Below are 23,995 nucleotides of genomic sequence, written 5' to 3' on the forward strand. Positions count from 1 at the left end.
CCCATGCAGTTCTCTCCGATCCTTTGCTTTGTGCGGCTTCGGCAATAGTCAACCACGTGGGAGTGACTGTTTGGGTCCTAACGCATGAGTTGACGCAGCAAGTCATACGGGATGCCGATGCTGCAGAGAATTGCGACTCCACTCGTAACCACTGCTGCAACGACCGAGCTGGCTGCTCCGCCGTCTCTAAACGCTCGTGCTTCGGCAGTGGTGCGCTTGGATTGTCGTGAACCAAGATTGAACCGCAGGAACGAGTGCCATTCCGAAGCTTCTCGCCAGGCCAATATGGTCAGTATAAAGGCACTAAACGCACCCAAGACCAAGAACAAGACAAAAGGCAGTGTGAGTTCACCATTGCCGAAGAATGCCGGGAGGACGCCGGACATGACATAGTCCGGAAAGTCTTGGATGCGGGCTTCTGCGCCCAATTTGGGGATGGACGCTGCGATGGTGCTCAACGACATTCCTTCCCGCTCAAGAGAGACAGAGGACGTCCACGTGAACATCGACGTGGCGCAAGCAAGAGAGCCAATGACGATGGCGGCCAACGTCTTTCTCGGCCACTTTGCTGGCCGCTTGCCCGGCTCCACGACGGACATGCGTTTGGTGCGGCGCGCCGCCACAATGACCATGAGCGCGACCGCCCCAACAGTTCCTATTGAGACAGCTGCGAAGATCGGCAATGCAATGACGAAAAGGCATGCAGCCAAAATCGCAGCTACAAAGGCCACCACCATTTTTCCGGAGTCATCGGACGTTGTGGGAGCAGGGGCCGAGTCCAAGTTCTGGATGATGGTCAGTTGCTGGCTGTTATCCGTGTAGCTCTGATCGAGATGGATATCTCCCTTCACCGTGTTGCTTGTGAGCACGGCCTGGTTGCCTCCGTGATTATTTACCTGGGGGCTCGAATTTTCTGGGGCAGCGTTCGGCTTGTCTGGGCGCTTCAGCCATTGCGGTCTGACCAACAGCATGACTGCCGCAGCAAAAATGGCGGCCAGCGCTTGGGTCCAGAAATCGTTGACGTCGATGATCGGCATGAAATGGTGCTCCTTTGTAGGTTGCACCGATCGTAGGAAGAGGCTCCGACATCCAAGCGGACATGCCTAGTACAAAGCGACTGTGTCAGCGGATCTGAGTCCACCGAAGCTCGACAATGAGTCGAAGGTGAGCGCCGTCGGACTTAGGATTCTTTCGGATCACCCGCGCCGAGAATTGTCCGGCAGTCTGCATCATTTCGATGTAGTCCAAGACGGGTGCTGGAACGAACCCGATCTTATGCCCATTAGACCAAAGACCTACAGCGCGCGGATCGTTGTAATTCTCGGGGTCCGGCACAGTATCCAAATCCTGCCCCTTGGTAACCGCGTCATCCACATGCCGAAGAGCGTCCTCAGACATGTAACGGAGACCGTGTACGGGCACAACAAATGTGAGGGTTCCTTGAACGAGATCAACGGACGGTTCTTCAAAAAACTCATACGTGTCCGAGGCGCGCTTGCCGAATGAATGGGCCAGGACTTCAAAGGGCGCTGCGTCCGCGGGAAGATCGAGCTTATGCAGCCACTCCTCCCGGTCTGGACGGGAGGCGCTCATGATGCGTCCTGAAAGCAGAGGGAATAGAACCGCGGACGTGTACGTGCGGGCTGTATCAGAGAATCCCGGTATGGGCCGGAAGTCTTGGGCTTCCACAGCTGCTGGGAAGTATGAAAACTCGTACCCCTCAGGCGCTGCAACCGCGCGCCCCAAGAGTCGATAACGGCGAGTCTCGGGATGTTGCCAGGCAATGAGTAGGGCCGGGGCTCCATGTTGGACTGCCGCAGGCCGAAGATCCATCACGGAAGCAGACATCTCATGAGCCTCTCTTTGTTGAGTCGAACAACTTCTATAGCCAACTTATCGTTGGGCACCGACATTCTTGAGGACGCAACGATTTCTTCGACTTCGAGGAGATCGATCTCGTCAACCTTTTGGCCCCAGTGTATCCCTGCATCGATGCCGGGTATTTCACAGAACGCAGCAGCTACATCCACCAAGCTGGTCTTTGTTTGGTTCTCAAAACGCGTGCCCCGTGCTCGTGCCACAAAGGTGTTGAGGGCCTCGCGATCGCCAAGGAGTCGTCCAAGTTTTTCGTCGTTGCGCTGTACGATGCCCAGACTGGTTGCATGATCGTATGAGGGCGCCAGATGGTAGGTGCCTTTGAGGTCCAGTTCCAAGCTCCAATTTTCGCTGTGCCTGTCCTGGTTGCCGATCAGTGCATCGAAGACAAGGTAGCCGGCGAACCAGGCCGCGGACGTGAGTCCCTCACCCTCGTGTCCGATTGGCGGCGAGACGTCCTGCAGGACGCGTTGAATGTTCTCCAACGAATGCCCCACACCGTCCCGTGCCCGGGGATCGAAATCGTTCGCATACTCCGCTATGAACAGCGATGCTGAGTTCAGCTGATGACGGGGCTGCGACTTCACGTCCCGGGAGATGCACCCGAGTTCACCCGAAATCGTGGCGAGCCGGATCTCTGCAGCGGGGATTCCCAATAGTAGGGCTACTTTGCTCGCTACAAACTCTGATGAGTGCTCGTTGGGACTTCTTTGCGGTCGGTTGCGCTTGAAGATCCATCTGGATCCATCGGGTGCGACGAACCACGTCTTCTCGTTCTCGCCCGCAGGCTCATCTTCTGCGGGCATCCACCCCGTAAGGTCGACGAAGCCCTCGGCTGCCTCCATCGCTACTCGAAAAAGTCCTCGTCGAGCTCCACTACGTCGTAGCTCCGCTTGACCTGCACGCCAACCCGGTACTTGATCATGAGGCTGACCAAACGCGCGCCATCTATGAGAATCGTGCGAGTCCCCACGCCTGCTGCGTAGTCCTTAGCGCCTTGAGAGAACCTGCTGGTGGTGATGAAGACACCTTTCGAAGCTGAGAAGCCGTGAAGTGCGCCAACGAAAGCCTGGATTGCTTCCCTGCCAACAGCGTTATCGGCGCTATAACGCTTCGCTTGGATATAAACACGGTCCAGCCCCAAGGCATCCTGGTCGATGACGCCGTCTACGCCGCCATCGCCGGAGCCTCCGATCCGTCGGCCGCGCTGCTCGGCACCTCCGTAGCCCATCTTGAGTAGGAGTTTCACAACAGCGTCTTCAAAAAAGTCCGGGTGTCCGTCCCGGAGGCGCTGGAGCAGTGAGGCGCCAACCTCCTCATGGATACGGTTGATTGCATCTTCGATCTGTTCGACGGGTTCCAGCTCTTCCGCCGCCGACAGCCCGTCCACCGGAGCGGTTGCCGTGGGCGCGCCCGGGTTTTCGGATTTAGGCCAGTATTGAGCGAAGATCGTGTGAGCCTGGCTGTAGTTGATTCCATCTGGATTGTCCTGCAGCCACTGTCGACCCGTGTCCGTAATGCAGTAGTGGCCCTTAACGGGGCGGTCGATCCAACTGGCCCGCGTCAGGTGACTCAGGACCCAGCCCATGCGCTGTTCATAACGGAGCCCTCCCGAGTTTAGGGTCTCCTCACGTGCTGTCTCGGACAGGCCAGCTTGATCGGCCGCCTGATGAAACAGATCCTTGCGGTGGAGAGTCGCCCCGTCCGAGAGCGCCTGGAGAACAGGAACTATGAGGGCTGGCCAGATGGGCACTTCCGTCGACGGTGCCTGGGTCGATTCTTCGGTCATCAGAGTTCTCCCTTGAACGCGCGGCTTTGCAGTGAAGCGAAAAGCGCATCGAGTTCGGTGAGGTGTTTCTGGTGAGTTTCCTTCAAGCGCTCGACGGCGCCAAGTCGCTTTGCGAAGGTTTGCTGCATTTCGAAAGGGGGCAACCGTACAGGCGTAGCACTGAGTTGGGACTTGTTGATCGAGGCAATTCCCGTTGTTTGTTTCGCCATCCGCAGAAAATATGACTTCGCCGCTGGCGCTGACAGATACCAGCTCAAGAATATTGGGATGACCTGATTTGAAGTCGGGCGGACTCGAAAGACGTGATTCTGGTGAAGGCACCAGGCAAGTTCGTCATTCCAGATTGTGCCTCGACCCAACTTGTCTGGGTCGCCGCCCTCAGTAAGCAGTAGGTCTCCGCGCTGTAGCCGGTATCGAGCTGCCTCCTGCGGAGTCACCTCAATCTGCTTCACAACATCCAAACTCAGTGACCGGTCTTGCACGTTGGATACGGCGAGATACGGGTAGGCAGTGAGAGTCTCCGACGTTGTCTTGCGGCCTTTCGTGATACCGGAAGTGACGGCGCAGAGTTCCCGCAGCTCCACCTCCGGCCAGACGTGGCTTTCGAGCTCGAACAATTCGTCATAAATCGACCGCGCCAGCCTGTCGAGGAGGATGATGGCTTGGCGGCGCTTGGTGCGGAGTTCGTCGGCCTTGTCCAAAATCGACGCGATCCGCCGCTGCTCGTCCAGAGACGGTAGCTTGAGGCTGAGCTTAGAAAGGTGTTCGTTCCGGAGGTTGTTGATGTTCGCGCCCTCTGCGAGCGACGACACTTGAGCTCTATAGGCACTCGTCTTGAAGTAGTGGCCGAAGTAGCGTTGATCCACAAAATGATTCGGCCGAACAACTCGGCAGAATGCACCGAACGTCGTTGGACTGTGCGATCCAAACTGAGCGGCTTTGCCAACGACGTTAATGCTTCCACTCGATGTCGCGATAACCACGTCGCCGGGGCGGAGCCGTTGTTCGTCACGAACGATGTTCTCGGGTACGTACTGGAGATCGTCCCATTTCAATCCGTGTTCCCCGATATTGCCCCCGCGAAGGAGCGCGAGGTAACCCGCCTCCGGACGTTTCTGTACGAGGGACTTGTCATAGCTGACCCCCCGTACCTGGGTGGAGACATCTCCAAGCGTTACATGATTCACTTCAGCAGCTCCCGAAGTTCGGTCATACCTTGCGTGATTTCGGCTTCGAGGTCATCAAGCGCGGCGAGGATCTCCTCCGGGGCGGCGTATTCGACTTCTTCGTACTCAATCTCTTTGTACCGGTTCAGGGACAGGTCGTAGTCGTTCGCTGCGATTTCGGAAAGGGGAACGCAGAAGGACTGGTCCGTGCGCGCCCGATCGAGTTCCGCCGTCGTGCGCTGATTCCAACGCGAGAGGACGTCCTTAAGGTCGGAAGAAGCAAGGGGAGTGCGCTTGTCATCGAGGCTGAAGCCGTCCGACTTCACGTCGTAGAACCAGACGTTGTCGGTGCCGCCGGAGTTGGTCTTCGTGAAAAAGAGGATCGCCGTGGAGACACCTGCGTAGGGCTTAAAGACGCCCGAGGGGAGTTTTACTACAGCATCGAGCTTGTGGCCCTCAACCAATGTCTTGCGCAGTGACTTGTGGGCACCTGTTGATCCGAAGAGAACGCCGTCGGGCACGATGACGGCGGCTCGGCCGCCCGGTTTGAGGAGCTTGATGAAGAGTGCCAAAAACAGAAGTTCCGTCTTTTTCGTCTTAACGACGTTGAGGAGGTCCTTTGCCACGTTCTCGTAGTCCAGGCTGCCGGCGAAGGGCGGGTTCGCGAGGATGACGTGGTACTTCTCCTCCTCGCTGGAATGGAGGTCGGCGAGCGAGTCGCGGTAGGAGACGTCCGGGTTTTCCACGCCGTGCAGGAGCATATTCATGGAACCGATGCGCAGCATTGTGGAGTCGAAGTCGAAACCGTGGAACTGAGAGTGGTGGAAGAACTTGCTGGTTTCATCATTGGTGAGGAGATTTGCGTTGTTCTCGCGAAGGAACTCCCCGGCCTGAACCAAGAAGCCACAGGTGCCTGCGGCCGGGTCACAGATGGCCTCGAGCGGTTGAGGGGCCGTCATCGCAACCATGAGGTCGATGATGTGACGGGGAGTCCGGAACTGGCCATTGGTGCCAGCCGAAGCCAGCTTCGAGAGCATGTACTCGTAGAGGTCGCCCTTGGTGTCGCGTCCGTCCATCTTGATTGAATCGATGATGTCCACGACCTGCTTCAAGACGCCTGCGTTCGGAATCTTGAACTGAGCGTCCTTCATGTGATGGCTGTACGTGGAGTCTTCGCCATTGGACTGCTTGGTCAACTCAGTGCGGAGGAACGGGAAGATGTTCTGCTGGAAGACCGTGTACATCTCCGTTTGCCCGAAGTCCCTGAAGTTGGACCAACGGAGGTCCGAATATGGGCGTCCGAGAGGATCAAGGCCGTCAGGGAAAACGGCGTTCTCGATGGGCTCGTCTAGGAGATTTGCTCTCTTCTCTGCGCGCGTGTGGTTCTCGTCCAGGCGTTTGAGGAACAGAAGGTATGTGATCTGTTCGATGACTTCCAGCGGGTTGGAGATGCCGCCGCTCCAGAACGTATTCCAGACTTTGTCTACTTGGGACTTGATTTCACCTGTGATCACTCATGCGAGTTTAGTGGGTTGAACTCGAGCTTGCTGGCGGGCCACGCACTTGCGACGGCGTGGCTCGCTGAACTGGACGATCCCATTGTTGACGCTTGAGTCGGAAGCGGATAATGGCTGGCATGAGGGCCGGTCACCCCACTGCTGAACACTTACCCCGCATTACCGTCGAGGTGCCGGTGCTCGACGTCGGGGCGCCTTTGGAGTCGCTCGGACGATACGTCGACTCCGTGCGAAAACCGGAGGGCCTCCACATGACGCTGTTGCACGTGGGCATCCTCGATCGGCTGGCCGCGGACATCGTTGCCTGGACTGGTGGCGTTGCCAGTACGGACTTCGTGATTCGGGAAGTCTCCAGTTGGCTGAGAGGACTGCCGGTGTTGGACGGATTCCTGGGCAAATCCGCGAAGCTGGTCACCCTGGGTGGCGGCCGTGTCAGCAGCCTGGAAGTAGAGGTTCCGCAAGCTGTTCATGACTACCAAACCCTGCTTGTCCAAGGGCTCCACGTACTTTTGGACGACCTCGGCCTGGACAACATCGACGACTTCATCCTGAGTTCGCCGGCCCTCGGGTACAGATCGCCCCGTTGGATACCGCATGTAGCCGTCGGCCGGGCACGCTCCAAGCACCAGGAACCCCTGGAGCTCGAAACTGTGGCTTTGGAGTTCGGTTCTTCGCGGATCAGGAACGAGGCATCGCTTCCGTCCGTTGTCTAAGGCGACTCCTGTTCCCGATGTGAGGTTTTCCATGCTGCCCCGCGCCCTCTTCCGTACTGTTGCCTTTGCCGAAGCCGTGACGTGGACGCTCTTGTTGATAGGGCTCTTCCTCAAATACGTCACGAAGACAACGGATGTTGGAGTCAGCATCGCGGGTGGAATCCACGGCTTTGTGTTCCTCTGCTACGCCTTTACGGCAGCGTTCACCTGGGTCAACCAGAAGTGGTCGCCGGGTACCGGGCTTTTGGCTGTATCGTCCGCCGTGATCCCGTACGCTACGATCCCGGTTGAGAAATCACTCGATCGTCGCGGCCTGCTGCGTGGCGGATGGCGGCTTGCCGCTGGCGGAGCAGAGCCTGTTGGGGCCTTGGAGAAGCTTCAGGCCTGGATCTTGGCCAAGCCGATTCTGGCTGCCGGTGTAGTGCTTGTTGGTGTGGCGGCCGTGTTCAGCTTCCTGCTGTACATGGGGCCGCCGGATACGTGGTTCTCGTAGGGGCCGCTTCGTCCGCTGTGACAAACAGCGGCGGGGAGAACCTTTAGTAGTCGCCGGCCAATTTCTCCGCGGCAAGTTGGAGGATCCAGTCGGGGGTCCGTTTGCCCAGCCCCCGATCTGTGATGATGCGGACCCGGGCAGCGGCAATTTGAACACCGCGGTCGTATGAGGATGCCAGATGTTTGATGGGATACTTGGATTCTCGTTCCGCGGCTCCGTCGGCATGCATTCCTTGAGACTCCATTCTTTGCACTCCTCGTTAGTCGGGTTGTCTTCCCGCTTCGCAACTGTCCCGCCCGGAACCGGCCGATGGGACTTCGGGGCGGGCATTTGATTCCATATTGCTTGTGTCGACAACCGGGTAATCGTGACGGCTGAACGGTCTAAGGGCTGGCCCCTCGGCAACCCCCAGCGAATCGTCAGTTGCGCCTTCGATGATCTTTAGTTCCTCCGCGCTTGGAGGGCCTTGAGCGAGAACGGCCATGATCCGGAGGCCTGTCTGCGCCCGTCGCGGTTCGTCCGAGAGGATGCTATCGAAGGCCCACTGGGCGCGTCGCCACCATTCTGCCCGGTTGTCAGCTGCGGTCTTCTGACGGAGGGACTTCCACGCAATCCACCCCGCAATGCCGGCTGCTATCAAAGCGGCCAGAGGCGTAAGGCTTGCAAGGAATTGCCACCACTCGGCGGGGCCACTGTGAAGGTTGACATCGATCGGGTTGGGAAATGGTGGGATCACGAATCCACGCTATGAAGGGTCGGTCTTGGCTGGAACTGCCGAAGTGAGCTATGTGGACAAGTCGTCCACTGCCCGCGGCAAAGTCGTCCGGGCTCCTCTGACGCAAATGGACCCGGGCGAACGTCACGCCACGCCACGATGTTCCTTCGCGACCCACTTTGGGGCCTGAATGTGGGGTTTTCCGGTGTTTTGGGTGGTTTTCGGGGTCAATGTGGGTGGCGGGGGTCCGGGGTTTTTGGTGGGTTGTTGGTTTCCCTTGGCGGTTGGTCTCTTTAAGTGTTGGTCTCCCTTTGTGGTTGGTGCCCTTAGCGGCCGGTCTTCTTGGTGGTTGGCGCGCTTCGTCAGTGCTTGGTTGGGGTGTCTACACCGGGGCAGCCCCAGGAGTTGGGGTTTTCTTCGCAGGTGTCGGCGACGAGGGCTGTTTCTGTTTTCCAGACGTGGATGGTTTTGGGTTGTGTGGTGAGGTTGAGGGTTCCGTTGATGGGCAGGGGTGGGCCGTTGTTGACGGAGTAGGTTCCGGTGTAGGTGGTGGTGAGGGTTGTGGGGTAGTTGCCGGTGGCCGTGTAGGTGTGGCTGGTGCGGGTTTCTGTGGTGAGCCAGGTGTTGGCTGGGGTGGGGTAGCCGGTGGCTGGTGTGGGGCCGAGGGTGGTGCCGTCGCCGAAGGTGTAGGTGTGGGTGGTGGGGGTGGCGGTGAGGTGGACGGCTTGGCCGAGGATGGTGGTGTCGAATTGCTGTTCGGTGGTGGTGGTGTAGAAGTTGGTGGGTCCGCCTTTGAGGGTGTTGGGGAAGGGTTGGGCTTCGAGGGTTCCTGGGTTGACGGGGAGTTGTTGGAAGTCGGTGAGGATCCGGGCTGCGATGTCGGCGAGGACGTTCTGGGGTTCTGCTGCGTAGAGACACGTTGGTTTCCCGGAAACAGGTTGCCAGTCTGTGTAGGTCGGGTTGGTGATTCCCTTGGGTGCTTTCATCCATATGACCGGCGAACCCTTTTCGCCGCCGGGCGTGATGGCTGGGCATTCGAGCGTGAGGCAGCCCATTTCCTTGGCGCCGGGGCCACCAAGCTGACAGCGGTGGTCTGCTTTGTATTGATAGGGATCATCGGCGGCGTCAGTGGACCCGGTTCGGCGAGTTGACTTTCCGGTCGACGGATCGAACTCCCAGGTAGACCCGACATCGAGGGTTCCGGCCGCTTTATTTGCCGTGGCCCACTCGTTCGATCCGTCTGCTATCGCGCCCGGCGCTGACACCGAGGTCAAGAAGCCATACAAAATCACGGCGCCAACGATTCCATGTGCCCCTCTAACGAATGACACCTGTATCAACAACCTTCCATCCCGACTGGAAGGACGCAACAATCACGAACGCGTCATTGCTGGGCGGGTCCGATAGTCGACCGGGTGAGCCATCGGCGTTGTAGTAAGAAACTGCGTCCTGAACTACTTGCACGGTCGCCTGGTGCTCTTCATCTTCGACATTCCAAATAACGTTGACACTTGGTAGGTGAACGCGTCCACCAACCAGCCAGCGGCCATTCGTGTAGCCATCGGATGATGCCCTTTGGAAGTACGCGCAGGGCTGACACTCGGGTGTGCTGAGCGAGCGGAGCTCCAAAATGTCGCCTGTTTCATTAGCGTAATTGCCGACCGCGTACCAATACCGGATAAACGCCTCCAGCCCCTCCTTCGTGTTCTCCTTCGCCAGAGCAGGCATCACCGGCACGGGCACGTTCTGAGCCTTGCCCGTCGCATCCGCTGGCTTGTATGGGCCGCTAGATGTGGGCGGGGGTGTCCGGGTTCCCGCCTCCGACGCGCTCGAGGTGGGTGTCGCCGTCGTCGTGCTCGTTTCGGGAGGTGTGCTGCCGCCTTGGCAACCGCTCAGCAGCACGAGAGCCAAGGCTCCGACGGCGACGGACCGGAAATGGGCATGCGGAATTAGGGCAAATGAACGGCGGAACATCAGACTCCCCAGTGACTGTTTTTGGCGTAGTGCCCGTCAGTCTAGGCAGGAGGGAACACAAGAATCACGCAGCAATGAGGGCCCTGTGGATAACTCCAGGCCAGGAACTATCCCCGCAGCTTCTCCATGTCCCGGCGGTCCTTCTTGGTGGGACGGCCAGCGCCGCGGTCGCGCTGGGGGAGGCCCAACGCGGGAAGAACCGGCCGCGCAGGCGTGTGGTCGGTGAAGCAGTGTGACGCAGCCTCCGCGCCAACGCGCTTCGCGATGAGCCGGCGTACCTCGAAGATTCGCTCCCACCCGGATTCGCGGACACGGATAGTGTCGCCAACGATCACGGTCTGCGATGCCTTCACCGGGTTGCCATTGAGTCGCACGTGTCCAGCGCGGCAGGCAGCGGTCGCGGCGGAGCGGGTCTTGTAGGCGCGGATGGCCCACAGCCAGGCGTCGACCCGGACGGTCGCGGGGGAGGATGGCAGGCTGTTCATGATTCAGTCGAGTCTAGCGAAGGGCGGGAGGTCACGAAACAGCGGGAAACCACTCGAGATCGCCGGAACGCTCCAGCGAACAAGCAGGCTTCCCGCGAACGCTGCGGCCAGGCACCGCGAACGCGGCGGCAAGGCAGCCCAAGGACTACCGAACGGTCACCTCAACCCGCTGCGCCATGTTGTTCCCCATGCCCTGGTAGTTCCACACCTGCTCACGGGGTTGCAGCGCGCCGGAGGAGTCCATCGCCCGGCATCGCAGCACGTGCTCACCGGGCCTTGCCACCCACACCATGGACCAGGATCGCCAGGCAAAGTCGCCCAGCGGATCATCGAGGTGGGCGGGCATCCACTCTCCGTCGATCCCCACCTCGACCCGTTCAATGTCACCGTGCCCGGACCACGCCTTGCCACGAATCATCACGGGACCCGCGTCCACCACCCGGCGCCGCGTGAAGAAATCGGGGATACCCGGAGGAACCATCAGCGACCGAACCCTGATGTGCGAAACGGGAAGGCCCGGACCGTCAGGACCCTGCAGATAGTGATAGGCGACCGCTTGCTGGTATCCCATGAACCGCGACGTCACAGCCTCGATCGACGTCAGCCACTTCACGCTCGCCATCCCGTACCAACCCGGCACCAGCAGCCGCACAGGGAATCCATGTTGCGGCGGCAGGGGCTGCCCGTTCATCGCATAGACCAGCATGACTTCCGGGTGCCTGGCCTCCGCTACGGTCAGGCTGCGGGCGTACTGCTCTTCGGCACCTCCCTGGATACCGCGGTCCGCGCCGGTAAAGACAAGTTCGACGGCGTCACTCGCCAACCCCGCCTCCTCCAACAGGGGCGCCAAGGGAGTCCCGGTCCATTCGGCGGTGCCCACGGCGCCGAGCGTCCATGGCTGGCTGAGGGGCCGGGGTTGCAGGAGCGCCCGCCCGTTTCCTGCGCACTCCAACGTCACGGGCATGGTCACGGCAGGTCGGGCTTTGAGGTCTTCTAGGCTCAGTTCTAAGGGGTTGGAGACCGCTCCGCCAAGCCGTAACCGCCAGGATTCCGCGGAAAGGAACGGCACGTCGAAGTGGACCAGCAGGTAGTGCAGGCCTGCCGGGGTGATGTCCTCCTGCAACGCTTCGAGTGGCATGGAGTGGTTGCGCCCCGCGAGTTGGAGTTCTTCTTGGGTCAAGGCGTCTTGCGTCGGCTGGCCTGGAGTGGCTGCGACGCCACGTTCAATATGGGGTGTGGACATGGGCGGCGGCGTTCTACTGGTACCTGACGCTGCGGGCGTGACGCCTCGGCGGGACCAGCAGCACTTAGGTCAAGGATCACGCCGCACCCGAATGCCGTCAATAGCCCGTTGCGAGCCCGCTGAACGTTTCAAACAAGCGGGCAAGCACGCAGGGCGGGCCACACAACGCAAGGAGACTACCGGCGTCGGAGTTCCGGATACTCCAGGTGCGGGGCCACGGTGCCGGCATCGCGCTCCAGGAAGTTGACGGCGGGAGCAACGATGTCGTCGATTTCGTCCAGGACGGCCTCACTCAGCACCACGTCGGCGGCCTTCAGATAGTCCGTCAAGTGCTCCTCCGTGCGCGGCCCAATGATCACACTGGTCACCGCGGGGTGGTTCAAAGCGAAAGCAACGGCGAGTTGGATCAACGTCAGCCCGTGCCGGGCGGCAAGCTGGCCCAGGGCATCGGCGGCGTGGAGCTTGCCTTGGTTGAAGGGCTGGGTGACGTCGAAACGGCCCGGCAGCGCGGAATATCGCGAACTCTCCGGCTGGCCGGCGCCCACCCGGTAGCCTCCGGCGAGCCAGCCGCCGTCGAGCGGTCCGTAACTCAAAACCCCGACGCCGTACTGCTGGGTGATGGGGAAAACGTCGCGTTCATTGGCGCGGACCAGGAGCGAATAAGGGACCTGGTCCACCACGGGCGGGGTGAGGTGGTTGGTGTTGGCGATCCACTGCGCCTCCACCAGCTGGGCGGGGCTGAACACGGACGTGCCGTAGTAGAGGATCTTGCCTTGCCGGATGAGGTCGTTGAGGGTCGTGATGGTTTCCAACAGGTCGGTGTTGTAGTCCGGCCGGTGCGCTTGGTAGAGATCAATCCTGTCCGTGTTCAAGCGGCGCAGGCTGTCCTCGACGGCCCGGACAATCCAGCGGCGCGAGTTACCGGCATGGGCCGGGTTGGAACCCATCTGGCCGTGGAATTTGGTGGCAAGGAAGACGTCGTCCCGCCGGCTGTGAATGGCCTGTCCCACCACGGTTTCGGCCTCGCCCTGCGAGTAGATGTCGGCGGTATCGATGCTCGTGATGCCCGCATCGAGTGCGGCCTTGATAATGCGGATGCTGTCCGCGGGGCCGGTGGGTGCGGTTCCCGTGCCGAAGTTCAGGGTGCCCAGGGTCAGTGGGCTGATCAGGGCGCCAGTGCGTCCAAGCGTCCGTAGCTCATTGAGGCTCATGTTGGCTTCCTGTGGTGGGTCTGGATGTCCCATCGAGGCTACACAGCGGTGCCGTGGGCAGAAACGCAAGCGGTAGAACTTCTTCGTTTTTCGTCTTGGGAAGTAATGGAACGAGCCTTACTTCGCGATATTTCTTGACATTCGGCAATACAAATGACGCGGGAATCAACAAATATGGAGCTTCTGTGGATCGCGTGAATCATGGGAAATGAGTTCAAACGACGCACGAAGGGGACAGCGAAAATGACGCAGACAACAGTGGAAGAAACCGCCGCCATCAAGGCTGCCTTTGCGCAGTTCCCGTCCGGCGTGGCTGCGTTCAGTGCGATGGTGGACTTCACCCCGGAAGCGTTGGTGGCGTCATCCTTCACTGTGGGAGTGTCCCTGGAGCCGCCGCTGGTGATGTTCGCCGTCCAGAACTCTTCTACTACCTGGCCGAAGTTGCGGCAGGCGAGCAGGCTTGGGGTCTCCGTGCTGGCGGAGGGGCAGGAAACCGCGGCACTCCAGTTGGCCTCAAAAACCCGTGATCGCTTTGAAGGATTGTCCACCAGCGTCGCCGACTCGGGCGCGGTCCTGATCGACGGCGCTGTCCTCGGGTTCGAATGCGAAGTTGTTTCGGAGACGCCGGCAGGGGATCACGCGATTGTGGTGCTTGAGGTCAAATCGACCACGGTCAACCACGAATCGAAGCCGCTGATCTACCACGGCGCCGCTTTCAACAGGCTGGCCGCCTAGCAGTCAGGAGTTGCGGCTCGCGCCGCTCAACGAACCTTTACGAATGGGGCTCGGAGACTTTCCGTTCTTGGAAGTCTTCGGGCCCGATCCAGTGGCGCCGTTTGTCTTTCCGGCAGATTGGGCTGTCTTGGCGGCTTCGGGCTTTTTCGCTCCGTTGCCCCCGGATGAATCCTTCGTGGGCTTGGCTGCCGACGCCGCGCTGGAGTCGGGGGCGGAACCGTTCCCCGTGGAGGGGTTGGCGGGCGAGTCGTTCTCATCGATGTCCCGGACCGTCACCTTGATGGCCGGCGGCTGATCGGCCTTGGCCCGGGCGGCCGCGCGCTCGTCGGCCTCCGCCACGGCGTCTGCCCAGTCCTTGGCCAGGACCGGCGGCTCTTTGGCGGCGGCAATGAGCAAGGGGTGGTGGGAGGTCTGGTTTTCCACCGCATCCTTGACCTGTTCAGGGTTCGGCAGCTTTCTGGGATCGATCGCTGACTTCCACGCGCCGTCCTTGACGGCCGCGGACGCCTCTGCGATCCGGCGTCGGGCATTTCCCAAGAGGTCGCGCTTCGGCGGGACGGGAGCAGGGGGCGTTTCCACCACGAGCGCCGGTGCCGGCGGCGTCGAAGGGTCCGCCACGGCGGCAGCCGCGACGGCCTCAACCTGGGCGGTGTCCGGATGGGGGCCTGTTGCCAGCTGGTCCAGCGGGGATGCGGCCGCCTCTGTGGCAACCTCTGCGGGAATTACGACGCCGGGACTCACCTCCACTGGTCCACGCGCCGGACGACGGGGCAAGCGGACGATGGGAGTGGTGTCCTTCTTGGGGAAAATCCCAACCATGGCAAGCAGGACAATCGACAACAGGCGCCCCACTCCAGCCACGACCAGGGTGATGATGATGACCAACCCGAGTCCCAGGAACATGAGGACAGCCATCCCCAAAGTACCCAGATACGTCAGGTTGATGGCGAGTGTTGTCGGATCCTCCACTTAGCCTCCCCTGGCCGTCGTTTTGTGATGCGCGCGGTGCCCACCCAGCTTGCTCCATCCAGCCTACGGTTCAGCACTGACGGAATCACGCGCGGCTCAGGGGTCTGGCGCGGTTGTTTCGAAGCTGTTATACGGCGTGGGAAAATATGTTGCGCAGCTCTCATTTACAGACTCGGAAAGGGGCATTTTGACGCCTGATACCAGCCGCCTCCGCAACGGCGCTTGCCCCTGCCTGTCGGGCGAGCAGTACCCCGCTTGTTGTGGCCGCTTCCACAGCGGCGACGCCGACGCGCCTACTGCAGAACAGCTCATGCGCTCCCGGTATTCAGCTTTCGTCGTCCTGGATGCGGAGTACCTGTTGCGCACGTGGCACACCAGCACCCGCCCTGGAGCGATGGAGCTGGATCCGGACATACAGTGGCGCCGCCTGGACATCCTGGGCGCCACTGGCGGAGGTCCGTTGGACACGCAGGGCACGGTTGAGTTTGCTGCCCACTACAGGCACGACGGCCAACGCGGAGTCCAGCGCGAGCACAGCCGTTTCGTCAGGGAGGACAAGCGTTGGTACTACGTGGACGGCGACGTGCTTTAGCCTGACGGCCCGCTACCGATACTTCCGGTGCAGGTTCTCCTTGGCGGACTCATGCGGTGACGCATCCGCGATCCACGGCCCTGTTCCCTCGGACTGGTCCAGCACGCCGGCCTCGAGCCAGGTGTAGTCACCGGCGAGGACTTTGCGCGAGAGCCCGTGATCGGCGTCGTCCGTGTTGCGCCAGAGTTGGTCGAAGTACTCGTCCACCCGCACCCTGGCTTGCTCACAATAGGCCTCGGCCAATTCAAAGGCGGCGGCGCCTTGTTCCGGCTGGGTGCCCAGCAGGTTCTCCGCCCGGGAGCAGCAAGCGGCCATGGCAAAGAGTTCGGCTCCGATGTCCACGATCCTGCCGAGGAACGCTTGCTTGTGTTCCAGCTTCGCCTGCCAGCGTCCCATGCCGTAAAAGGTCTGCCGCGCCAGCCGCCGCGAAGACCTCTCCACGAACCGGAGCTGCTTGGCGAGCCTGCCGAATTCGGCGTAGGACCGCGGATCCATCCCGGCGCCGGCCACAAGCTTGGGCAGCCAGCGTGCGTAGAAACCTGAAGCCCCGACGGCGGCCCTCGCCTTGTCCTGCAGGCTCGCATCCGCTGAGGCGAGGTCGCCGGCAGCGGCAAGGTGCGCGTCAACGGCTTCCCGGGCGATCAGGAGCTTCATGATCTCGCTGGATCCCTCGAAGATCCGGTTGATGCGGAGGTCGCGCAGGAGCTGTTCGGCAGCGACAGCCCGTTCGCCTCGCGCCTCGAGGGAGTCCGCCGTTTCGAAGCCCCGTCCACCGCGGATCTGGACCAATTCGTCGGCGATCCTGCAGCTCAACTCCGTGGACCAGAGCTTGGCCAAGGCTGCCTCGATGCGGATGTCCCTGGCACCTGCGTCGGCCATCTCCGCGGACAACTCGAAGACGGCCTCCAACGCAAACGTGGTGGCAGCGATGAACGCGATCTTCTTGCCCACTGCCTCGTGCTGGCCAACGGGGCGGCCCCATTGAGTGCGGGCGTTGGACCATTCGCGGGCGATCTTGAGGCTCCATTTGCCGGCCGCAACGCACAACCCCGGAATGGAAAGGCGTCCCGTATTCAGCGTGGTGAGGGCAATCTTCAGGCCTTGGCCTTCGCGGCCCAGGCGGTTGGCGACTGGAACACGAACCTGGTGGAACCGGGTCACACCGTTCTCGATGCCGCGCAGGCCCATGAACGTGTTCCGGTTCTCCACGGTGATCCCGGGGGAGTCCATCTCCACGACGAAAGCGGAGATGCCGCCCTTGTGCGTGGTGCCGTTCGCATCGGTGTGGGCGGGGACGCGGGCCATGACCACTACGAGTTCAGCGATCACGCCGTTGGTGGTCCAAAGTTTCACGCCGTCCACGACGTAAGAACCGCCGTCGTCGGACAATACGGCAGTGGCGCCCATCCGGGCGGGGTCACTGCCGACGTCGGGCTCGGTGAGCAGGAAGGCAGTGACGGCTCCCGCGGCGCAGCGCGGCAAGTACTCCTGTTTTTGTTCCGGGGTTCCGAAAACCTTGACTGGCTCCGGTACGCCGATGGATTGATGGGCCGAGATCAGCGCTCCGAGGCTTGGATGCACGGAACCGATCAGCGCCAGGGCACGGCCGTAGTACACCAGTGATAAGCCGAGGCCGCCGTATTCGCGGGGGATCTTCATGCCGAAGACGCCGAGGTCGGCGAGCCCGGCCAGGTAGTCATCGGGCACCTTGGCCTCACGTTCGATCACCCGGCCGGACATGGTCCTGCAGAACGCCTCAAGCTTGGCCATGAACTCTTCGCCGCGCTCAACATCCTCCGCTTTGGCTTGTGGCCAGGGGTGGATCAGGTCCAGGTCGAAGCTGCCCAAATAGAGGCCCTTGGCGAAGCTGGGGCGGTTCCATTCGGTTTCGCGCGCGGCTTCGGCGACGGCGCGGGCTTCCTCGGCGGTGGCGTTGACGCTTGCTGCGGAGAGACTGTTGTCAGTGGCGGACGTCATGGAATAACTCCTCTAGCCGGTTGTGCCGGATGGAGCCAGGGTCCGCCTCGGGTGGGAACCCTTCAGCTGTCCCTCAATGCTACCCGCGGGTAGCTTCCCGTACCAGTGGAAACCTGGGGCTGGAACTCCACCGGAATTTCCACCTGTCCGGCGTGGTGGACCAGGCTGTCCCAAGCGAAGTTGATGCCGTGGACCAGGCCTCCGAGCACGCTCTTGACCACGTACCAAACGAAGCTCAGGATGCCGATGAAAACTATTGCGGCCACGGCTGCCGCCGCGATGAACGCGACCAGGAGTGCAGCGAAGCCAAGCGTTCCGATAAAGACGTATGTTCCGGTTTCAAGCGCAGTAAAGTCGAAGTTCATAGTGCCCCCCTATGCGACAGTGCGTGGGTAGACGCGGCGTTGCCGGCGTCGATGATCTGACCTTAGGGCTGGCGGCCCTTTGCGGCCAGCAGGGAAACGCTGTTGATACGGGATCGAAACCATACCGCACGGTAGGTCACGGAAAGGGCACGACGGCGGCACGCACTCGGGCGCGCGGCCCCGCCCAACTGGGTCGCAGCAGTGCGCGTTTTGACGGTTCAAAACGCGCACAACTGCGACTTACTTGGGCGATGACACTCTGCGTTAACCTTGTACGGGGCAGTTTTCGCTGCCGGTCAGGTTTCGCAGCAGCTGAAGGAGAGTAGTTGTCCCGTTCAGCCATGTCCTCCGCCGACGCCATCAGTGCCCGGCTCCGCGACCTCGAACAGCTGACCAAGGGACCTGCCTGGGCGCTGACCCGCTCGGCGCCCTGGGTGATCGCCGTTCTCCAGGCCTCCTTCACCCGCACCCGGCCGCAGCTTCCGCTCGAAGAGTTCCATGCCGACGTCGACGCTTTCCTTGAGCAGCTCCGCCGCCAGGACCCAACGTTGGGCGGCCAGCAAAACGGCAAGGCGTTTGGCGACGAATGGACGCGGAAGCAGTTCCTGACGCGCCGCAACCAGTCCGGCCAGATCGTCTATGAAGTCACTGAAGCCGCGGCCCGCGTGCTCGCGTTCCTGGACAGCCTCTCCAGCGAACGCTCCACCCTTAACGGTTCCCGGCTGGGCACCTTGCTCGGGGACGTCGAAAAGCTCGCCAACGAGACCAACCCGGACCAAAGCGCACGCCTGGAGGCCCTCGAGGAAGAGATCCAGGAGCGGCAGCAGCTTGTGGAGGACATCAGCTCGGGTGAGTTCGATGGTCTTCTTGACGATGACGAAGCCGTAGAAGCAGCCGGCAACATCCTCGACCTCGCCGCGAGCCTGCCTGCCGACTACAAGAAGATGCGTGACCGCATCGAGGAACTCGTAGGCGAGCTGCGCAACCAGATCATCGAGGAATCGCTCAGCAAAGGCGCCACCATGGCCCAGGTGCTGGAAGCGGACAAGCGGCTCCGGCAAAGCCCGGAAGGCCGTACGTTCCGTTCCTTCACGGCGTTCCTGGAAGACCCTCAGCAGCAGTTGCGCTTCCGCTCAGCCATCGGTGAGGTGCTGAGCCGCCAGTTCGCGGATGACCTCTCGCACGAGGACCGCGAAACGCTGAAGAACCTCGTGGCCGAACTCCGCACCCAGCACAGCCAGATCCAGCGGATTTACGGCAAGCTCTCGGAGAGCCTCAACACGTACATCCAGAGTGACGATGTCCGTCAATCCGTGAGCCTGCGGAAGGTCCTCGCCGAGGCCGAGCATGCCATCAGGTCGCTGCCCTACGAACGCGACCGGCCCGGACTGGTTCCCGGCCCCGTCCTGTACAACGCGGGGTTCGAATCGCTCGCCATGGTCAAACTCTTCGACCCCGACGAGTTTGCCACTCCGCCGCGCCTGGCCGACCCCATCGCCTTCAGCGACTCGGACCGCGTGAAGTCCGCCCGCACCGGAAAGGCGAGGCCCGCCGTCGTGCGTGCCGCCATGGCCGGTTCGGCCACCATCGGCGAGGCGTGGGAGAACCTGCCACCCGAAGAACGGCACATCAACACTGTCCGTTCCCTCCTGTCCATGGCGCTGCAGTCAGGTGCGGCCTTTGACCGGGCCACGTGGGAACACATCGACTTCGAACAAATCGACGGCAGCATCCGCACGGCGTACCTGCCGGTCGTCTCGCTGAATGAGGATTCTGATGACTGAGGAAATCACGACGACGGACGCCGCCGAAGCGGAAGACGTCACCGACGAGGCTGCCTCCGCTGGTTCGGTTCCCGTTGAACACGCCGCGGACCCGTTCCGGATCACCCCGCGCGACACGTTCGTGGACGGTGCCGCGCTGTTCCCCGGGGACACCGGCGTCCTGCCGATGAAGGTACGCCACGCCTTGGTCAAGCTGCTCAAGGGTCCGTACATCGACGGCGGCCGGGACGAGAAACTGTGGACCACCCTCCTGGACAACCAGATGATCCTCCGCAGCCGCCTCTCGGAGCTGTTCCTCACCCTTCAGCTTGACCATGACCGCAAGATCGCAGTCCTGCGCCCCGTTGATCCCGAGATCATCGGAGCCAGCTCACGTTCGAGCATCCTGCGGCAGCAAAGGGCCCTCAGCCGCGTGGAAACAATCGTTTTGCTGCGCCTGCGCCTTCTTTTGGACCGCCACGTGACAGCCCAGACAGACCCAAGCATCACCCGCGAAGAGATCTCGGACCTCGTGGCGAACTACACACCCGCAGGCCAGCAGGACGCGTTGCGCGACTCGGACGTAGTCACGCGCACCATCACCAAACTCCTGGCGCGCCAACTCCTTCTCCCTACGCCACTCGACGACACCTACACCATCAGCAACGCCCTGCCCCTGGCCCTCCCGTTCGACAACATCGGCGACATCCCGGCCCACATCGAGTCTTTGGTAGCAGTAGCAACCGACGAATCAGGAACAGAGCCGCTGCTGGACCTGGACTCTGATTCAAACCAAACCAGCCCTTCAGATGACGACCTGGACGACGACACGGACAGTGACGGGCCCTCCACGGTGAGTACCGCCGCGGACTCAGCCACCTCCGACGGCGAAGGAGCAGCCAAGTGACGATCGCAACCATGCTCCCGTTGGGAGAACAGACGAACCCGGGCCAGATGCGCTTGTCGCTCGTCCAGGTGGTCAACTGGGGCACCTTCCATGGCGCCCACACCATGCACGTGGACCGCAACGGCACCCTGCTTACCGGTAACTCCGGTGTTGGCAAGTCGACGCTGTTTGACGCGATGCTTCGCGTTTTCGATGCCCGTCCCCGTTCCAACGAGGCCGCTGCCCAGCGTTCGGGCGGTGCTGTGGAGGACAAGAGGACCACGTTCACCTATATGCGCGGCAAGGTGGGTGACAAGGCTGTCGGCGATGGCTCGGCCAGTGCCTTCCAGCGCCCTGGTGCCACGTGGTCCGCCGTCGCACTGACGTTTGATAACGCTGCCGGCACCAAAGTGACGGTCTCTGCGCTTTTCGACCTGCCCAAGAACGGCACTGAGTCCAGCGTTGGTCGCTTCTATGTGATCGACAGCAAGCCCCTGGACCTGGAGGCCATTGAGGGCATCGCCCAGAAGCGTTTTACCAAGGGAGCGCTGGAGTCGATCTTCCCCGAAGGCCAGGTGTTCGACGTCCACAAGGCCTTCGCGGAGAGGTTCCGCAGGCTCCTGGGAATCAACTCGGACCAGGCGCTCCCTTTGCTACGCGTGATCCAGGCCGGCAAGGGCCTGGGCGGCAGCGTGAACACGTTCTTCCGCGACCAAGTCCTCGATGCCCCGGCCACGCTGGCCGCCGCCGACGATGTGGTGGAAGAGTTCAGCAACCTGATGTCCATCCGCCAGCGACTGGAGGACGTCCGCCAGCAGCGCGACCAGTTGGCGCCGGTTCCCGGGCTGAACAAGGATTACGCACAGGCCCTCCTGGACGCGAACCGGTTGCGCGAGCTCGCCGGGGAGGAGTTCGTCGCCTTTAAGCAGCAACTTGCGGTGACGGTGCACGCCAAAACGCTGGCCCGGTTCAAGGAGCTGGCCCAGTCAAAGGCCCAGGAGCTTGCGGCCGAGCGGACCGTGCGGGACGCCTTGGCCAAGGAACTGCGTGAGCTCGAGTCGGACTACAACAACCGCGGTGGCAACGCGATCTCCGCCATTGAGCAGTCTCTGGAGAATGCGCGGGTGGGTCTCAAGCTCCGCCAGCAGGTGGAGGAATCCGCCAGGAAGGCGTTGAGCGATGCCGGCCTGGACCTGGAATGGTCGGCGGAGGGCTGGGACCAAGCCCACGAGCAGGCTGCAGCCCGGTCAGCGGCTTTGCAGGATGACTCGGAGTCACTGAAGGAGCTCCGCTTCGAAGCCTTCGATGCGCACGCCACCAAAAAGCGCGAACTGGCAGCGGCCGGGCAGGAGCTCTTGTCGCTGCGGTCGCGCAAGTCCCTCCTGCCGCCGTCGAGCATTGAGAACCGCGCGGCGATCGCAGCGGCGACCGGCGTTCCGGAAGAGCGGATGCCTTTCGGCGGCGAACTGATCGACCTCGCGGAAGGCCAGGAGCAATGGCGCCCGGCGGCCGAGCGTGCACTGCGCAACCTCGCCACCACACTCCTGGTGCCGGGCGAACACTTCACGGCCGTCACACGGTACCTCAACGACAACACCGTCCGCGGCGCCCTGCGCGCCGTTGATGTGTCAAAGCCACTGGCCGGCGGCGCGCTCGCTGTGGAGGACGTGTCCGACGGCGACCTCTTGACCAAGTTGAGCATCCTCACCTCGGGTGCCAATGCGGACGCGGGGGAGTGGATACGCGAGCGGATCGCGGTCGACTTCGCGTACCCATGCGTGGAGGACCCTGATGAGCTGGCCTCCCTCGACAAGGGCTTGAGCCTGGGCGGCGTGGTCAAACGCAACAGGCACACCGTGGAGAAGGACGATCGCTTCACCAGCCGGCAGGATTACGTGCTCGGCTTCGACAATGCCTCCAAGCTGGAACTCGTTGCTGCCCGCGTGGGCGAGCTGGAAAACGAGCTGGCCAAGGCTGCCGAACTTGCGCAGAGCCGCGAGGATTCGCACCAGGGAATGGCCCGTCAGTTGGAAGCCCTCCGCCGCGTGGCCGAGGACGAACGTCCGTGGGAACAGGTTTCCGCGGCTGTTGCCGCTGACGAGTTGGCCCGGATCGAGCAGCGCCTTGCCGATGCACTCGCCGCCCAGGCCGACCTTGAGCCCCTGCGCGCCAACATTGAGGCCGTACGGGAAAAACACCAGTCCTCCACAGGTTCTGCCGCTGTGCTGCAGAGCGAGTACAAAGCGCTCGATCATCAGATGACCACGGCTGACGGCCTGCTGGACGCGGCGAGGTTGAAGCTTGAGCAAGCACCGCCGTCGGGCTCCACCGTTGCGGCACTGGAGCCGTACTTCGCCGGCGCCGCGGACGTTTCCGAACTCCATGAGCTGGACAATCTGGCCAACGGCGTCCGCAACACGCTGCTCGACGAGCTTCACGCTGCCGAGTCGCGGGGGCAAGCCACAGCTGAACGCCTGACCCGCATCTTCGAAGCGTTCGTGCGCGACTGGGGCAGCGCCATCAGCGCCGACCACGGCACGTCGATCGGTGCAGCCGGTGACTTCGAGTCCCGGTACCACGCGATCGTGAACGACGGCCTGCCCGCCCAGGAAGCCGAATTCCGCCTGTTCTTCAACCAGCGGACGCACGAGTCCTTCAGCACGCTGTTGCACCTGCTCGATGAGGAACGCCGCACCATCACCAGCCGTATCCTGCCGCTGAACGGGATCCTGTCCGACGTGAATTTCCACGAGGGCAGCTACCTGGAGCTGGACATCAAACAGACGCTGCCGGCTACGGCGAAGCAGTTCAAGGATGCTATCCAGAACGCTTTGAAGGCGAAGCACACCCGGCCGTCCCGCAATGCTGCGGCCGCAACGGAAACCGACGAGGATGCCGAGCTCACGGCCCGGTACAAGTCGCTCGAAACCCTGGTGAAGCGGCTCGGCTCGCAGACGCCCGAAGACCGGCGCTGGCGTGCGGAGGTGCTGGACGTCCGCGGGCACCTGTTCATCCAATGCAAGGAACACCGCGAAGTGCCGGGCAGGACCGGCAAATCGGGCAAGCCGAAGACCGAGGTTTTCATGCACGCCGACACCGGGTCCATGTCCGGCGGCGAACGCCAGCGTTTTACGGCCTTCATTATGGCCGCGGCGTTGAGCTACCAGCTGGGCATCGCCGAGCAGGGGTTCACCACTTACGGCACGGTGATGATGGATGAGGCCTTCGTGCTTGCCTCCGAGGAGTTTGCTGGCGCAGGCATCAAGGCGCTCCACGAGTTCGGCTTCCAGTTGCTGCTGGCGGCGCCCGAGAACGTGATCGATCTTTCGCGCCACCTGGGTTCCGTCACGGAAATCCTTCGCGACAAGCGCACCAACCGGTCCGGTGTCCTCACCGCTCCGGTGATCGCCGGACCGGGCGTCCCTGGCGCGTGGCGTTCGGAAGCCAATCCCGTGGACATCGTGCTCCGCTAGGGCCTCCGCCGCCCAACTGACTGGCAGTAGCGGTTGTTATGAGCCGTCATAGCA

22 protein-coding genes are annotated in these 23,995 nt (G+C 61.9%); 7 read left to right on the forward strand and 15 right to left on the reverse strand.

Annotation, left to right across the window (positions count from 1 at the left end; translation table 11 throughout):
• Nucleotides 1–77: 77 nt before the first annotated feature.
• The 6 genes from ACIPY3_RS10670 to ACIPY3_RS10695 all read right to left on the reverse strand — a co-directional run bounded on the left by ACIPY3_RS10670 (nt 78) and on the right by ACIPY3_RS10695 (nt 6,344).
• Nucleotides 78–1,037 (reverse strand): hypothetical protein, encoded by a 960-nt coding sequence (locus ACIPY3_RS10670; protein WP_400333629.1) that lies wholly within the window; start codon nt 1,035–1,037, stop codon nt 78–80.
• 85 nt (nt 1,038–1,122) lie between these two features.
• The gene (locus ACIPY3_RS10675; RefSeq protein ID WP_400333632.1) at nt 1,123–1,593 is read right to left on the reverse strand and encodes an HIRAN domain-containing protein; all 471 of its coding nucleotides are present in this window, start codon (nt 1,591–1,593) and stop codon (nt 1,123–1,125) included.
• A 239-nt stretch (nt 1,594–1,832) separates the two neighbouring features.
• On the reverse strand, nt 1,833–2,720 hold the full coding sequence (locus tag ACIPY3_RS10680; protein WP_400333636.1) for a HipA domain-containing protein: 888 nt from the start codon (nt 2,718–2,720) through the stop codon (nt 1,833–1,835).
• Nucleotides 2,721–2,722: 2 nt separating this feature from the next.
• On the reverse strand, nt 2,723–3,664 hold the full coding sequence (locus ACIPY3_RS10685) for a restriction endonuclease (RefSeq protein ID WP_400333638.1): 942 nt from the start codon (nt 3,662–3,664) through the stop codon (nt 2,723–2,725).
• Nucleotides 3,664–4,851 (reverse strand): restriction endonuclease subunit S, encoded by a 1,188-nt coding sequence (locus tag ACIPY3_RS10690; protein WP_400333641.1) that lies wholly within the window; start codon nt 4,849–4,851, stop codon nt 3,664–3,666. The genes ACIPY3_RS10685 and ACIPY3_RS10690 overlap by 1 nt, the downstream gene beginning before the upstream one ends.
• Nucleotides 4,848–6,344 carry an N-6 DNA methylase gene (locus tag ACIPY3_RS10695; RefSeq protein WP_400333645.1) on the reverse strand — a complete coding sequence of 499 codons (1,497 nt, stop codon included), beginning with the start codon at nt 6,342–6,344 and terminating at the stop codon, nt 4,848–4,850. The genes ACIPY3_RS10690 and ACIPY3_RS10695 overlap by 4 nt, the downstream gene beginning before the upstream one ends.
• Nucleotides 6,345–6,466: 122 nt before the next feature.
• Here ACIPY3_RS10695 and ACIPY3_RS10700 point away from each other — a divergent pair, with 122 nt between their 5' ends.
• Together ACIPY3_RS10700 and ACIPY3_RS10705 are read left to right on the forward strand one after the other, a co-directional pair.
• Nucleotides 6,467–7,060, forward strand: coding sequence for a hypothetical protein (locus ACIPY3_RS10700; RefSeq protein WP_400333649.1), 594 nt, complete (start codon nt 6,467–6,469; stop codon nt 7,058–7,060).
• Between the two features lie 31 nt (nt 7,061–7,091).
• On the forward strand, nt 7,092–7,553 hold the full coding sequence (locus ACIPY3_RS10705) for a DUF3817 domain-containing protein (protein ID WP_400333651.1): 462 nt from the start codon (nt 7,092–7,094) through the stop codon (nt 7,551–7,553).
• Nucleotides 7,554–7,596: 43 nt separating this feature from the next.
• Here the strand turns inward: ACIPY3_RS10705 and ACIPY3_RS10710 are convergent, their stop codons facing one another.
• From ACIPY3_RS10710 to ACIPY3_RS10735, 6 genes are all read right to left on the reverse strand, one after another.
• Nucleotides 7,597–7,797, reverse strand: coding sequence for a hypothetical protein (locus ACIPY3_RS10710; protein ID WP_400333654.1), 201 nt, complete (start codon nt 7,795–7,797; stop codon nt 7,597–7,599).
• An 833-nt stretch (nt 7,798–8,630) separates the two neighbouring features.
• Nucleotides 8,631–9,533, reverse strand: a complete 903-nt coding sequence (locus ACIPY3_RS10715; protein WP_400333706.1) for a hypothetical protein — start codon at nt 9,531–9,533, stop codon at nt 8,631–8,633.
• A gap of 52 nt (nt 9,534–9,585) precedes the next feature.
• Complete coding sequence (locus tag ACIPY3_RS10720) at nt 9,586–10,242, reverse strand: DUF6318 family protein (protein ID WP_400333657.1); 657 nt, start codon at nt 10,240–10,242, stop codon at nt 9,586–9,588.
• Between the two features lie 107 nt (nt 10,243–10,349).
• Nucleotides 10,350–10,727, reverse strand: coding sequence for an RNA-binding S4 domain-containing protein (locus tag ACIPY3_RS10725; RefSeq protein WP_400270185.1), 378 nt, complete (start codon nt 10,725–10,727; stop codon nt 10,350–10,352).
• Nucleotides 10,728–10,872: 145 nt separating this feature from the next.
• On the reverse strand, nt 10,873–11,970 hold the full coding sequence (locus tag ACIPY3_RS10730) for a sulfite oxidase (RefSeq protein ID WP_400333660.1): 1,098 nt from the start codon (nt 11,968–11,970) through the stop codon (nt 10,873–10,875).
• Nucleotides 11,971–12,146: 176 nt separating this feature from the next.
• On the reverse strand, nt 12,147–13,181 hold the full coding sequence (locus ACIPY3_RS10735; RefSeq protein WP_400333663.1) for an aldo/keto reductase: 1,035 nt from the start codon (nt 13,179–13,181) through the stop codon (nt 12,147–12,149).
• A 243-nt stretch (nt 13,182–13,424) separates the two neighbouring features.
• On the opposite strand from ACIPY3_RS10735, the gene ACIPY3_RS10740 reads away from it, so the two are divergent.
• Nucleotides 13,425–13,916 carry a flavin reductase family protein gene (locus ACIPY3_RS10740; protein WP_400333665.1) on the forward strand — a complete coding sequence of 164 codons (492 nt, stop codon included), beginning with the start codon at nt 13,425–13,427 and terminating at the stop codon, nt 13,914–13,916.
• A gap of 3 nt (nt 13,917–13,919) precedes the next feature.
• On the opposite strand, the gene ACIPY3_RS10745 is transcribed toward ACIPY3_RS10740, so the two are convergent.
• Entirely contained in the window at nt 13,920–14,885 is a 966-nt protein-coding gene (locus tag ACIPY3_RS10745) for a hypothetical protein (protein ID WP_400333667.1), read from the reverse strand.
• A gap of 187 nt (nt 14,886–15,072) precedes the next feature.
• Here ACIPY3_RS10745 and ACIPY3_RS10750 point away from each other — a divergent pair, with 187 nt between their 5' ends.
• Nucleotides 15,073–15,477 carry a YchJ family protein gene (locus tag ACIPY3_RS10750; protein WP_400333669.1) on the forward strand — a complete coding sequence of 135 codons (405 nt, stop codon included), beginning with the start codon at nt 15,073–15,075 and terminating at the stop codon, nt 15,475–15,477.
• 12 nt (nt 15,478–15,489) lie between these two features.
• Here the strand turns inward: ACIPY3_RS10750 and ACIPY3_RS10755 are convergent, their stop codons facing one another.
• Both ACIPY3_RS10755 and ACIPY3_RS10760 read right to left on the reverse strand, forming a co-directional pair.
• Nucleotides 15,490–17,454, reverse strand: a complete 1,965-nt coding sequence (locus ACIPY3_RS10755) for an acyl-CoA dehydrogenase family protein (RefSeq protein ID WP_400333671.1) — start codon at nt 17,452–17,454, stop codon at nt 15,490–15,492.
• A 62-nt stretch (nt 17,455–17,516) separates the two neighbouring features.
• Nucleotides 17,517–17,819, reverse strand: coding sequence for a hypothetical protein (locus tag ACIPY3_RS10760; RefSeq protein ID WP_400333674.1), 303 nt, complete (start codon nt 17,817–17,819; stop codon nt 17,517–17,519).
• A 326-nt stretch (nt 17,820–18,145) separates the two neighbouring features.
• On the opposite strand from ACIPY3_RS10760, the gene ACIPY3_RS10765 reads away from it, so the two are divergent.
• From ACIPY3_RS10765 to ACIPY3_RS10775, 3 genes are read left to right on the forward strand one after another with little or no spacing between them, the layout of a single operon-like run.
• Entirely contained in the window at nt 18,146–19,603 is a 1,458-nt protein-coding gene (locus ACIPY3_RS10765; RefSeq protein ID WP_400333677.1) for a DUF3375 family protein, read from the forward strand.
• Complete coding sequence (locus tag ACIPY3_RS10770; RefSeq protein WP_400333681.1) at nt 19,596–20,489, forward strand: DUF4194 domain-containing protein; 894 nt, start codon at nt 19,596–19,598, stop codon at nt 20,487–20,489. Before ACIPY3_RS10765 ends, ACIPY3_RS10770 begins: the two co-directional genes overlap by 8 nt.
• Complete coding sequence (locus tag ACIPY3_RS10775; RefSeq protein ID WP_400333683.1) at nt 20,486–23,941, forward strand: ATP-binding protein; 3,456 nt, start codon at nt 20,486–20,488, stop codon at nt 23,939–23,941. Before ACIPY3_RS10770 ends, ACIPY3_RS10775 begins: the two co-directional genes overlap by 4 nt.
• Nucleotides 23,942–23,995: the final 54 nt, after the last annotated feature.

Origin of the sequence: Paenarthrobacter sp. NPDC089714 (genome assembly GCF_044748905.1) — a bacterium.
In the GTDB taxonomy this organism is placed as follows: domain Bacteria; phylum Actinomycetota; class Actinomycetes; order Actinomycetales; family Micrococcaceae; genus Arthrobacter.